9 protein-coding genes and 1 tRNA gene are annotated in these 12,317 nt (G+C 66.3%); 2 read left to right on the top strand and 8 right to left on the bottom strand.

Annotated features, from left to right (window positions below):
- Window positions 1–52: 52 nt before the first annotated feature.
- Window positions 53–1,231: an acetyl-CoA C-acyltransferase gene (locus tag FHY50_RS10200; protein ID WP_140048324.1), complete on the bottom strand. Its 1,179-nt coding sequence runs from the start codon at window positions 1,229–1,231 to the stop codon at window positions 53–55.
- 22 nt (window positions 1,232–1,253) lie between these two features.
- On the bottom strand, window positions 1,254–1,709 hold the full coding sequence (locus tag FHY50_RS10195) for a MaoC family dehydratase (RefSeq protein WP_180345108.1): 456 nt from the start codon (window positions 1,707–1,709) through the stop codon (window positions 1,254–1,256).
- A 150-nt stretch (window positions 1,710–1,859) separates the two neighbouring features.
- On the opposite strand from FHY50_RS10195, the gene putA reads away from it, so the two are divergent.
- Complete coding sequence (gene putA, locus FHY50_RS10190; protein ID WP_243846622.1) at window positions 1,860–4,856, top strand: bifunctional proline dehydrogenase/L-glutamate gamma-semialdehyde dehydrogenase PutA; 2,997 nt, start codon at window positions 1,860–1,862, stop codon at window positions 4,854–4,856.
- Between the two features lie 28 nt (window positions 4,857–4,884).
- Here the strand turns inward: putA and FHY50_RS10185 are convergent, their stop codons facing one another.
- Entirely contained in the window at window positions 4,885–5,697 is an 813-nt protein-coding gene (locus FHY50_RS10185; RefSeq protein WP_140048321.1) for a DUF1134 domain-containing protein, read from the bottom strand.
- Window positions 5,698–5,864: 167 nt separating this feature from the next.
- Between FHY50_RS10185 and FHY50_RS10180 the strand changes: the two genes are divergently transcribed.
- A tRNA-Ser gene (locus FHY50_RS10180) sits at window positions 5,865–5,956 on the top strand.
- Between the two features lie 156 nt (window positions 5,957–6,112).
- Here the strand turns inward: FHY50_RS10180 and FHY50_RS10175 are convergent.
- From FHY50_RS10175 to FHY50_RS10155, 5 genes are all read right to left on the bottom strand, one after another.
- Window positions 6,113–6,397 (bottom strand): Hpt domain-containing protein, encoded by a 285-nt coding sequence (locus FHY50_RS10175; protein ID WP_140048320.1) that lies wholly within the window; start codon window positions 6,395–6,397, stop codon window positions 6,113–6,115.
- Window positions 6,394–6,765, bottom strand: a complete 372-nt coding sequence (locus FHY50_RS10170) for a response regulator (RefSeq protein WP_140048319.1) — start codon at window positions 6,763–6,765, stop codon at window positions 6,394–6,396. The genes FHY50_RS10175 and FHY50_RS10170 overlap by 4 nt, the downstream gene beginning before the upstream one ends.
- On the bottom strand, window positions 6,762–8,882 hold the full coding sequence (locus FHY50_RS10165; protein ID WP_166745424.1) for an ATP-binding protein: 2,121 nt from the start codon (window positions 8,880–8,882) through the stop codon (window positions 6,762–6,764). The genes FHY50_RS10170 and FHY50_RS10165 overlap by 4 nt, the downstream gene beginning before the upstream one ends.
- 115 nt (window positions 8,883–8,997) lie before the next feature.
- Window positions 8,998–11,472, bottom strand: a complete 2,475-nt coding sequence (locus FHY50_RS10160; protein ID WP_140048317.1) for a fimbria/pilus outer membrane usher protein — start codon at window positions 11,470–11,472, stop codon at window positions 8,998–9,000.
- A gap of 17 nt (window positions 11,473–11,489) precedes the next feature.
- Complete coding sequence (locus tag FHY50_RS10155) at window positions 11,490–12,248, bottom strand: fimbria/pilus periplasmic chaperone (RefSeq protein ID WP_243846621.1); 759 nt, start codon at window positions 12,246–12,248, stop codon at window positions 11,490–11,492.
- Window positions 12,249–12,317 lie beyond the last annotated feature (69 nt).

Raw genomic sequence — 12,317 nt, 5'->3', positions numbered from 1 at the left:
CAATCCCGGAAACCGGGAGGACGGCGGGGGCGGTGTGTCCCGCCGGTATCGTCTATAGTACCTCGAACAGCCCGGCCGCGCCCATGCCGCCGCCGACGCACATCGTCACGACGACGTATTTCACGCCGCGGCGCTTGCCCTCGATCAGCGCGTGGCCGGTCATGCGGGCGCCCGACATGCCATAGGGATGCCCGATCGAGATCGCACCGCCATTGACGTTGAGCTTCTCCATCGGGATGCCGAGGGTGTCGGCGCAATACAGCACCTGCACCGCGAATGCCTCGTTGAGCTCCCACAGCCCGATATCGTCCATTGTCAGGTTGAACCGCTTGAGCAGCTTGGGGATCGCGAACACCGGGCCGATGCCCATCTCGTCGGGCTTGGTCCCCGCGACGGCCATGCCGATATAGCGGCCGAGCGGTTGCAGCCCGCGCTTCGACGCGACGCTTTCCTCCATCAGCACGCTCGACGAACTGCCGTCGGACAATTGGCTGGCATTGCCCGCGGTGATCGTCATACCGGGACCCATCACCGGCTGCAGGGCTTGCAAGCCTTCGAGCGTGGTATCGGCGCGATTGCCCTCGTCCTTGGACAACGTCACTTCCTTGTGGCTGACTTCCTTGGTCGCCTTGTCGGTGACGTTCATCGTCGCGGTGACGGGGACGATCTCGTCGTCGAACTTGCCCGCGGCCTGCGCGGCGGCGGTGCGCTGCTGCGATTGCAGGGCATATTCGTCCATCCGGTCACGGCCGATATTGTAGCGCTTGGCGACGGTTTCCGCGGTCTGCAGCATCGGCATATAGACGTCGCCGTGCATCGCCAGCAATTCGGGATCGGGCGCGACGCGCATCTGCGGCGTCTGCACCATGCTGATCGATTCGACGCCGCCGCCGATGACGACGTCCATATTGTCGGTGATGATCTGCTTGGCGGCGGTGGCGATTGCCATCAGGCCGGATGCGCACTGGCGATCGACCGACATGCCCGACACGCTGGTCGGAAGGCCCGCGCGCAGCAATGCCTGGCGAGCGATATTGCCAGCCTGATGCCCCTGCTGGAGCGCAGCGCCGAACACCACGTCATCGACTTCCGCGCCGTCAATCCCGGCGCGCTTGACCGCCGCCTTGATCGAATGGCTGGCGAGCGTCTGCGCGGGCAGCGCGTTGAACGCCCCGCGATAGGCGCGGCCGATCGGGGTGCGGGCGGTGGAGACGATGACGGCAGAGCGCATGGGGGTTCCTTTGGATATGGGTTCAGACGAAAAGCTGGGTGATCCATTCGGCGATCAAGGCAGGCGTTTCTTCGCCCTCGATCTCGATCGTGACCTCGTTGACCTGCTGCCACTGGCCGGGGCGCTTCTCTTCGATCGACAGCAGCTTGAACCGGCCGCGCACGCGCTTGCCCGATCGCACCGGAGCAAGGAACCGCAGGCGGTTGGCACCATAGTTGACGCCCATCTTCAGCCCGGTGATCGGCGGCTGATCGGTATCCGCGGCAAGCGCGGACGCCAGCGAAAGCGTCAGGAAGCCGTGCGCGATCGTGCCGCCGAACGGGCTGGCGGCGGCGCGTTCGGGATCGACATGGATGAACTGGTGATCGTGCGTGGCGCTTGCGAACTGGTCGATCATCGCCTGGCTGACCGTCATCCACCCCGACACGCGCTCCTGCCCGATCCGGTCGGCCAGTGTCTCGATCGCGATCGGCTCCACGCTGCTCTCCTTTCGCACCACTCGACGCGCGCGCAGCTTCGTCGCATAGGCGCGGGCATCCAATAGGCAATGGGAGGCGTCTCCCGCAAGCCTCACCCGACCGGAACCACGAAAATGCAGCATGCCGTACCGTCCGCCGCTCGCGCTTCCATGACCAAGCTGCATCGGATGAGCGAACCCGATGTTCTAAAACCGCTATTGGAGCGCGCTGCGCTGACAGGCGATTCGCGCGAGCGCGTGCTCGATCACGCCGCCGGGCTGATCGCCGACCTGCGCGCGGCGCAGACCAAGGGGTGGGTCAATCAGTTCCTGCAGGAATATCGCCTCAATTCGTCGGAAGGCGTCGCGCTGCTCAGCCTTGCCGAGGCATTCCTGCGGGTGCCCGATCCCGAGACCGCCGATCTGCTGATCGCCGACAAGCTGGGCGACGCCAACTGGCGCTCGCATGCCGGCAAATCGAACTCGGCGCTGGTCAATTCGGCAACCTGGGGACTGGTGGTCGGCCGCGCGCTCGTTGGCGAAGGGCCGGGCGGCGCGCTCAAGCGTCTGGTCAGCCGGGCGGGCGAGCCGTTCGTGCGCCAGGCGGTCGGCGCGGCGATGAAGATGATGGGCGAAGTGTTCGTGATGGGGCGCACCATCGCCGAGGCGCAGGAGCGGATGAAGAAGCCCGAGAATCGCGGCTTCACGGCCAGCTTCGACATGCTCGGCGAAGCGGCACGGACCAAGGCCGATGCCGAGCGCTATTTCGAGGCGTACTGGAATGCGATCCGTGCGGTCGGGCGCGATCCGGGCGCTGGGCATTCGATCAGCGTCAAGCTGTCGGCGCTGCATCCGCGCTACGAGGTCGCGCACTGGGACAGATGCGTTCCCGAACTGACCGACATGCTCGCGCAACTGGCGTCCGAGGCGGCGGGGCAGGGCATCGCGCTGACCGTCGATGCCGAAGAGAGCGAGCGGCTCGACATGAGCCTCGACATCATCGGCGCCGTCGCGCGGCGGCCCGAGCTCAAGGGCTGGGATGGCTATGGCATGGCGGTCCAGGCCTATGGCAAGCGCGCGCGTGCGGTCGTGGCCTGGGCCGACGATCTTGGCCGCGTCATGAACGTGCGACTGGTCAAGGGCGCCTATTGGGACAGCGAGATCAAGCGTACCCAGGTCGAGGGATTGTCCGATTACCCGCTGTTCACGCGCAAGGCCGCGACCGACGTGTCCTATCTGGCCTGCGCACGCGACATGCTCGATGCGACCCGCATCCGCCCGGCATTCGCCAGCCATAACGCGCTGACCGTCGCGACGATCATCGAATGGGCAGGCAATGCCCGTGATCTCGAATTCCAGCGGCTGCACGGCATGGGCGAGGGGCTGTACGAGCGGCTGGTGCGCGAGAACGGATATCATTGCCGCATCTACGCCCCGGTCGGCGGACACCGCGACCTGCTGGCATATCTCGTCCGCCGCCTGCTCGAAAATGGTGCGAATTCGAGTTTCGTCCACCAGCTTGCCGACGAGCATCTTTCCGACGCCGACCTCCTCGCCGACCCGGTCGACAAGATCGCCAGCGTCGGCGGGACGCGGCATCCGTCGATCCCGCTGCCGGTCGATCTGTTCGGCCAGTGGCGCAACTCGGCCGGCATCGACCTCAATGACCGCGCGATCCTCGCCGAGACCGCGGCCGCGATCGCCGCGACCCCGATCGCCAATGACGGCACCGACGCGGTTCATGCCGACCCCCGTCGCGCCTCGGGCAAGGCGAAGCGCAAACTCGCTGCGACCACCACTCCCGACCTTGCGGTCCACGAAGCGGTTACGCGCGCGCAGGCGGCCTATGCCGCATGGGACCGCCGCCCGGTCGAGGAACGCGCCGCGATTGTCGAGCGCTATGCCGACCTGCTCGAGGAGCATCGCACCGAGTTGATGGCGCTGTGCGTCAAGGAGGCGTTCAAGACCATTCCCGATGCGATCGGCGAAATTCGCGAGGCGGCCGATTTCTGCCGCTACTACGCGCATCAGGCGCGCGGTTTGCTCGCGCCCATGACGCTGCCGGGGCCAACCGGCGAACGCAATGAATTGCGGCTGGAAGGGCGCGGCACCTGGGCGACGGTCGCTCCATGGAACTTCCCACTGGCGATCTTCACCGGCCAGAACATCGCCGCGCTCGTCACCGGCAACACGGTGGTTGCCAAGCCGGCGCCGCAGACGCCGATGATCGCGCGGCGCGCGGTCGAACTGGCGCACGAGGCGGGCGTCCCCCGCGATGCGTTCATCCTCGTCACCGGCGGCGCGGATGTCGGCGCCGAGCTGATCGCCGACGTGCGTATCGCCGGGGTCGCCTTCACCGGATCGACCGCGACCGCCAAGCGCATCGCGCACTCGCTGCTGGTCGACGAGGATCGCGCGATCATTCCGCTCATCGCCGAGACCGGCGGGGTCAATGCGATGATCGTCGATTCGACGGCGCTGCCCGAACAGGTGGTGTTCGACGTGCTGACCTCGGCATTCCGCTCGGCAGGCCAGCGCTGTTCGGCGCTCCGGCTGCTGCTGCTGCAGGAGGAAGTCGCCGACACCATCCTCGAGATGCTGCGCGGGGCGATGGAATTGCTGGTCGTCGGCGATCCGGGCGACCCCGCGACCGACGTGCCCCCGGTGATCGACCGCGACGCGTACGAACGGCTGATGGCGTACCGCGCGAGCGTGCAGGGCAGCTGGCTCAAGACGGTGCCGGTGCCGGACGAGGGGCTGTTCGTCCCGCCGACGCTGGTCGGCATCGATTCGGTCGATGATCTCAATCGCGAGTGGTTCGGGCCGATCCTGCACGTCGCCCGGTGGCAGGCGGGAACGCTCGAGGCGACGATCGAGCGGGTCAACGCCAAGCGGTTCGGGCTGACGATGGGGCTGCACAGCCGGATCGCACGATCGGCGGAGATCGCCGAAACCCGCGCAAGGGTGGGCAATCTCTACGTCAATCGCTCGATGATCGGCGCGGTGGTGGGGTCGCAGCCGTTCGGCGGCGAGGGGCTATCAGGCACCGGGCCGAAAGCGGGCGGACCGCATTACCTGCCCCGCTTCTGCGCCGAGCGCGCGGTGTCGATCGACACCACCAGCGCGGGCGGCAATGCCAGCCTGCTAAGCCTGGCGGACGGGATATGAGGCCGTTCGATCGAGCCCTGGACTTAGGTCAAAACGGCAGCCAACGGCTCTTTTCGGTGAAGTTCATATAGCCGATATTGGCGCCGAGCCGGTATCCGACGCCCAGCCGTATCGGGATCAGCACGGTGTCGCCGCGGCGCAGATAGCTCGCGGCAAATCCGCCCACGAAATAGGCGCGCCCCTCACCCGCGGGGAAGCGTTTGTAGAGTTCCTGCGAATCATAGAGGTTGTAGACCAGCACGAACACCTTGTTGGCGTCGCCGCCAACGTCGAAGCCGACCGACGGCCCGGTCCAATAGACCGGTCGTTGGCCCTCGATGCGATGCGACAGGATCCCCGAGCCATAGCGCAGCCCCACGAAGAACGCGCCCGACGCCTCTCGCCCGGCGATATAGGCATTGGGCTCACCCTGGTCGCCGAGGATGTTTTCGAGAATGCCAGCCAACCCTTCGGCACCCTTTCCGAACACGCCCTCGGCAGCGGCGAACAGGTCCTCGCGCTGATAGGTGTCGGCAGCGGCGGTGGCGGTCGACGGGGCGGGCGATGCATAGGGGGTGGCCGGGGCCGGCGCAGGCGGCAGTGCCTCGCTCTGCGTCTGCAGGTTGGGATCGACGTCCTGCCACGATGCGCTCGGCGGCGGCTCGTCCAGCGCCTGCGGATCGGCGGGGATCGGCTGCGATGCGGCAGGTGGTGGTGCGGGTTGCGAAAGGTCGCCGTCGATCGCCTGATTGGGATCGATCGTGCGGACCTGCGCGGTCGCGGGCAGCGCGCCCAGGCACAGCAGCATGCCCGCCGCCGTCACCGCCGCGCGCAGCCGCTTTGCCATCATCAAACCCGTCATCGTGAACCCCCGAATACGCAAACCCCGGCTAACTATGCCGGGCCGCGCATTTCTGCGCAATGAACGCCGCGACGACGCGAGTCCAATTCGCGCCGGATGCCGTGTGATTCCTTGGTTGATCGGCTGTCCGACCCCCGCTATAGCCCGCGGCTGCCGAGCGCGTGTCCGGAGACGTGGGTGAGTGGCTGAAACCAGCGGTTTGCTAAACCGCCGTATGGAGAATTCCGTACCGAGGGTTCGAATCCCTCCGTCTCCGCCAGAAAGTGCCAAGATTGCTGGATAAGGTCGCTGGTTTGGGCCTGGCGACCGGGTTTCGGCAGTGGACCGCGCCTAACGGCCGCTTCCGGCCCCCCTACAAGCGCGGCCAATCGCTGCGACGATTGAATCGGTGGGAGCGCATCGAGCGCCGTTGCGTCTACCGTGTCTGCATGGCGTCCAGCGCGGTCACCACCGCCCGGGTAAGCTCCTCTATCCGTTCCGCGCACTCGCCGTCCTCAATCGCGCTTTCGGTCAGCGCTGCCTGTCGGCTCAGTTCGGGAAAGCCGAACATCCCGGCATTGCCGGTCAGGCTATGGCAGGCGCGCCGCAATTCCGATCGATCGCCGGCGATCAGCGCCGCTGTCAGCCGTTCCGACTCCGAGACTGCTCTGTCGCGGAACCGTGATCGCAGAGCTTCCATCCGTGCTTCGAATTCGCTCATGGCAGATAGGAGCGTATCGTCGCGCTCAGTGTCATCGGATCGAACGGTTTCGCCAACACGCCGAGCGCGCCCAGCGCCTTGAACTGCTCGACCTCGCTCGCTTGCGTGCGTGCGGTGATGAACACCACCGGGATGCCGGCGGTAGCCGGGGTGTCGCGCAGCCTGGCGAGCGTCGTTGGCCCGTCCATGTGCGGCATCATGACGTCGAGCAGGATGAGGTCGGGCTGCCAGTCGGCGGCCGCAGCCAGTGCGTCCGTCCCGGATTCACAGGTGCGAACCGCAAGGCCCGGATCGAGTTCCAGCGCCAGTGCGGCGACTTCGCGGATGTCGTCCTCGTCATCGACATACAGGATCCGGGCTTGGGTCATGTCAGCCTTTCCGAGCCATCGTCGCGGGCAAGCCTGATGGTGATCGCGACCAGATTTTCCAAGCTCGCACGCGACTTGATCAACACTGCGTCGACCTGCTGCGCCAAGTCGTGCGGGGCGTCTTGCGCCGTGAACACGATCACCGGCGTGCGCTTGGCCGGCCCCTTCAACAGCGGCAGCAGGTCGAGGCCCGATCCATCGGCCATGCCGATATCCAGGACCGCGGCATCGTACGGGAACCGGCGCATCGCAGCGCGGGCCTCCTCGACGCTGGGCGTCGAATGGACTTCCGCCACGCCATCGAATGCGCTTGCAACGACGCGCAGCATGTCCGGATCATCGTCGACATGGAGGATAACGGGCAACACTCCGTTCGAAGCCATGCGGGCGGGAACTTCTTGCGCCGTGTCGCGGACATGCCGGATCGGCTCCACCGACGGCAGGTCGACATGGAATACCGTGCCGCCGCCGTCGCGGTCGGCAAAGCCGACTTCGCCGCCGAGCCGGACGACGATTTCCCGCACGATGCTGAGGCCGAGCCCGGTGCCGCCTTTCTGGCGCGTATCGGACGAATCGGCCTGCGCGAACTTGCCGAACATCCGCTCGCGAAACTCTTCCGGGATACCGGGGCCGCGATCGGCGACGCAGAGGCGATGGCGACGATCGAGATGCGCGACGCTGATCGTGACCGCTTCGCCCTGCGGCGAATATTTGATGGCGTTCGACAGGAGGTTGGTCAGGACCTGAACCAGCCGGTCGGGGTCGGCGCGCACCGTCGCGTCGGCGGCTAGCGGTTCGATCTCTACGCGGACTTGATGGCTTTCGGCAAAGCTGGCGTTGGACTGAACGGTGCTTTCGATCAACGGCTGCAAGGGCACCGGCTGGACGGCAAACGCCATCTTGCCCGATTCGATCTTTTCGATATCGAGGATGTCGTTGATCAGCCGTACCAGGCGCTGGCAGTTGTCGTACGCGATCGTCACCAGACGCCGCGCCCGATCGGACAGATCGCCAGCCGCCCCGCCAGCGAGAAGGCCAAGCGAGCCTGCTATCGAGGTGAGTGGCGTGCGCAGTTCGTGGCTGACGGTCGAAACGAATTCGGACTTCATCTGCTCGACCTGCTTGCGTTCGGTCACGTCGCGAACCACCGCAATATATTTCAGACCGTCGGCGAGCGGCACCGGGCTGACGGCGACGTCCGCCAGGAACACGCTGCCGTCCTTGCGGCGCGACCAGAATTCCTGGACGCGCCCGCGGTCGCTGCTGCGCCGGGCCTGCAACCGCGTCAGAAAACCTTCGACCTGACCGCGATCGGGCGCGACCTCGAACAGCACGCCGACATCGCGGCGCAGCAATTCCTCGGGTTCGTACCCATATAGCCTCGCGGCCGACGGGTTGATGCTTTCGATCCCGCCGCTGGGGTTGATCGTCAGCATGCCATCCTTGGCGTTGTGGAAAATGGCCGCCTGACGCGAATGCTGGTCCTGCGCCAGCAAGAGCGCCTTGCGCCGCGCGACCATGCTGCGTCCGACAGCCAGCGCCGCCAGCGCCAGCAGCAGCACCAGCACCGCCTGGAGGACGAAGGCGGTGCGCTGGGCGCGAATCCGGCCGGCATCGGAAATGCTCTCACGGCGTGTGAGTTCGGCCCGCTCCAGTTCGTCCATGTCGGCGATGATCGCGCGGATGCGATCCATCGACCGCAATCCCTGACCGGCGGCGATCAGCGTTCGCGCCGCGTCCGTGCGTCCTTCCCGGCTCAACAGGATATCGCGGTTGACGAAACCGACCTTGTCGGCAGACGCAGCACGCAGATCGGCGAGCCGCTGGCGTACCGGCGATGCCGGTGCAAGGCCCGCTTCCAGAGCCGCGAACGCGGCAGGGATCGCCTGGCGAGCGCGGTTATAGGGAGCGAGGAACATGTCCTGGCCGGTGAGGACATACCCACGCTGACCGGTTTCGAGATCCTGGTGCAGCGACAGCAACCGAACCAGCTGCGTGCGCGTGGAATAGGACTGGTCCACTCGCGCACGCAGCGCGCGCGTCTCGGCAAATTCGCGGGAAAGCAGGTAATTGACGCCCAGCAGCAACGCCGGGATGGCAATGATCGTTGCGATCACGAACGCCCGGAATAGCCAAGGGCGGCCCACGGGCCGAATTCTCGTCATTGCATCAGCTTAATCACAAGCACCCGGGATAGGAAGCGCTCAGCCCCGATGCGACATCGATTCAGGGTTAACGCGGGCGAAGGTCGCCCATCGCGACGCTGCCCTCGGCGCTCTGGATGACAAGGTCGTACGTGCTGCGATCGGCATCCAGCATCGTGATTGTCCAGCGGCCGGGCGCAAGGCCGGTGAGGCCGAAGCGTCCGGAAGCGTTGGTGAACAGCGCGATCGGCTCGCGTTCGGGATGCGCCGCTTCGACGGCCGTTCCCGAGATCAGCGTCAGCGGCGTGCCGTCCGCGCCGAGCAGGCGTCCGACGGCACTGACCATGTAGTCCGACCCCGCGACGACCTTGTAGCCGCTGCGATAGGGGGGGAAGAAGCGGAACGACCCTTCGCCGAGATCGACGCTGAGCGGTGCGTCGGGGGCGGTGATCAGCATGGTTCGCTCGCTGTAGCTGCCAAGGTTGGGCTGCAGCGCACTGCCGAGCGTTCCGGTATTGGCCTGCGACGACGCGCCTGCCGGATCGATCACGACATCGCTGCCGCGCAGCGAAGGATGCGCCCGCACGATCGCGAAACTGTCCTGGATCGGTCGCCCCACCGAGAAGGCGCCGTCCGCGACCGCCAGGGCAGTGCCGAAGCGCAGCGAGGTTCGCTGGTCGGTCGACGATCCCAGATCGCGATCGAAGCTGCCGAAATGGCTGAAGCCAAGTTCCGCGCGGTTGGTGAAATAGGTGCCATTGGCGGTGAGGGCGGCGCCGACGTCGCTCCGTTCGACATCGGCATTCAGGTTGTACGCCCCCGTCCCGGTGCCGCGATAGGTCTGATATGCAAGGCGGGTGCGGTTGAACCGGCTGTCATAGTCGGCGCGGACAGTGGATTGGCGGTCGAGATTGTAGGTGAGCGAAAGAAAGGCCGCCAGGCGACCGCCACGACGATCCCGTTCATAGCCGACGTCCCCGGTAAAGCTGAGGCCCGATCGGATCCGCCAACCCACTGTCCCGCGCACGCTGCTGACGTCGGGCTCGTCATCGCGGCCTCGCGAATAGCGCGCGTCGAACCCGGCATAGACCGCATCGCTGATCGTCGCGTTGTAGCTCCCGCCGACGATATAGCTGTAGGGGTTGAGCGCCGTCCGCGTACCCAGCGCCGCGAAGTTCCGGCTTCGCGCTTCCAGCGAGAAGGAAAGCGCGTCGGCCCCCGAGCCGGACCGCGAAATCGTGCGCTGGAACGTCACGATCGACGCCCAGCCGGACCCGACCCCGTTAAGCTGCGATGCCGAAGCAAAACCGCCGAACGACCCGATGCCGCTGGCAACGACGGTTTCCGCGCCCGCCATCCAGCCCATGCTGTCCGCCTGGACATTGGCGCCCAGCGTCAGCCGATCATTGATGCCCCGCCGGTAGAAGCCGCTGATCGCAGGCGAATCGCTGTACACCGGGCCCTGCGCGCCCTGTGGCGCCAGCACGCCGGCATAGAGGCCGAACTCGCTCAACCCGGCGGCGAGTTGGGATTGGTCGAGGAAGATGTTGAAGTTGACCGTTTCCACGCGGCCGGCGTCGTCGGTGATGGTCAGCCGGACGTCGTTTGCGCCCTGAGTGAAGGGGAAATCGCGCAGGTCATAGGGTCCCGGGTCCAGCTCAAGACGCCGGACGAGTTGATTGTTGACCCGCACTTCCACCGTCGACCGGCGCTCGAGCTGAAAGCTGCGATTGCCGCGTGGACGGATGATGCTCTGCGGCTGCAGGATCGAATAGAAGCGCGAGATCGAAAGGCCGGAGATTTCCGGCGCTGCCTGAAAGCCGCGGGCCAGCGTCTGCAGATCGCCCGCGGTCCAGCGCAGGACGCGATCCTGGTCGTCATAAACGAAGCGCGATCCGCGGCGCTGGAAACTGGCGCCGATCCCGCCGGGCTGCCAATTGGCTTCGCTTTCGAACACTACCCCGCCGACACGCGCCGCGCCGTCGAGAAAGGTGACTGGTGCCGCCAGCCCGGCATCGACGCCCTGCTGGACCCAGTCGAACGATCCGCGCACGTTGAGATAGGCGCTGAATGCGGCGGGCGCAGCGTAATTGCCCGGCGTCGCTGCCTCGCCGTCGTCCAGGTCTACGGCCTGTGCGGGACGGCTGGCGGCGGCGATGTCGAGTTCCAGCTGCAGCTCCTGCGGATTGTAGCGCAGTGCGACGCCGGCCGATCGCAGATCCTCCCGCCTCAGCGTGCCGCGCTGCGTCAGCATGGTCTGCACCCGTATCAGCATCGGCGGCGCCAGCCGTGTCTGGAGCAAGGCCAGCAACCGCGCCGCCGAAAAGCTGACGCTTCCTTGCGGATCGATGACGATCGTCGCGTCGCCGACATAGGCGGCGCCATCCATCACCGACGCGGTCAGCGTCACCGCTTTGCCGGTCGGATTGATGTTGGCGGCCGGATCGGAGGCATCGAGGACGACGCGTTGCTGGGCGCTTTCGTCCTGCATCGGCGATGCCGCCACTGGGAGGACGGTGATGACCGACAGCGCCAGTGCGCTCGCAAGGGCGAGATGGATCATGGCACCGCGCCTGGTCCTCAGGCGTCAGGTGTGAACTGTGCCTCGACGCGGCCGTCGGACTGAGGAAGGACGAGGGGGAGCAGAACGCGGCGGGTCTGTCCGCCGCCGATCAGGCCATAGCCGATCGTCTGCTGGAGCTCTGGCCCCGCCAGCTGCTTGCGGAACAGTTCCTTGCCGGCGGCGTCATACTGGACGATGCGCAGACGCCCGCGCGAGAGATAGCCATGTGCCGCCGTCGCATTCGCCACGGTGATTGCCGGCACCGGAGCCCCCGTATCGTTGCGCGCGATCTCGGTGCCGGTGATCGACAAGGATGGCTTGACGCCTTCGGGCGAGACGCTGACGAGAACCTGAAAATTATACAGCAGCTGGATGTTCGACGTGCCGTCGGCGAGCTGGACGGGAAGCTGGGCGACGGTCACGAAGAAATGCTTGCTGCGTGCGATCGCCGGATCGCCGACATATTGGACGCGAAAGCTCTGGCGCTGGCCCGGCTGGATCAACGCCTGCGGCGGAAAGATCGCCAGCTCGCCGCTGTCCTTTCCGGTCGGGGTCACACCGTCGGCGGTAAGGTCCAGCGTCTCGATGCGCAATTCGACGGGCAGCGGGCGGTCGAACGTGTTCTCCACAATGATCGCCTGGCTCATGCCGCGGCCGGACGTGGTGAGGTCGAGGACGACGGGCTGCACGGTCATCGCATAGAGCGCGGCGGACAGGCCGAAGGTTGCAAACAACGCCCCCATTGCTGCGACCAGCGATCTGCGATTGAGCTTCAAGCGCCTTACTCCTGCTGGCTTGGCGATACGGATCGGGCGGGGATACGGCCAGCCGGACCTTGTGTACCG

Source organism: Sphingomonas japonica, assembly GCF_006346325.1.
GTDB lineage: Bacteria > Pseudomonadota > Alphaproteobacteria > Sphingomonadales > Sphingomonadaceae > Sphingomonas > Sphingomonas japonica.
Note: the sequence above shows the minus strand (reverse complement) of the source record. Positions and strands in the feature narration are given on the sequence as shown.

What these genes read in the sequence shown, in the direction of transcription:
- FHY50_RS10200 (WP_140048324.1), bottom strand. Translation starts at nt 1,231, where the DNA reads ATGCGCTCTGCCGTCATCGTCTCCACCGCCCGCACCCCGATCGGCCGC.
- putA (WP_243846622.1), top strand. Translation starts at nt 1,860, where the DNA reads ATGACCAAGCTGCATCGGATGAGCGAACCCGATGTTCTAAAACCGCTA.
- FHY50_RS10185 (WP_140048321.1), bottom strand. Translation starts at nt 5,697, where the DNA reads ATGACGGGTTTGATGATGGCAAAGCGGCTGCGCGCGGCGGTGACGGCG.
- FHY50_RS10175 (WP_140048320.1), bottom strand. Translation starts at nt 6,397, where the DNA reads ATGAGCGAATTCGAAGCACGGATGGAAGCTCTGCGATCACGGTTCCGC.
- FHY50_RS10170 (WP_140048319.1), bottom strand. Translation starts at nt 6,765, where the DNA reads ATGACCCAAGCCCGGATCCTGTATGTCGATGACGAGGACGACATCCGC.
- FHY50_RS10160 (WP_140048317.1), bottom strand. Translation starts at nt 11,472, where the DNA reads ATGATCCATCTCGCCCTTGCGAGCGCACTGGCGCTGTCGGTCATCACC.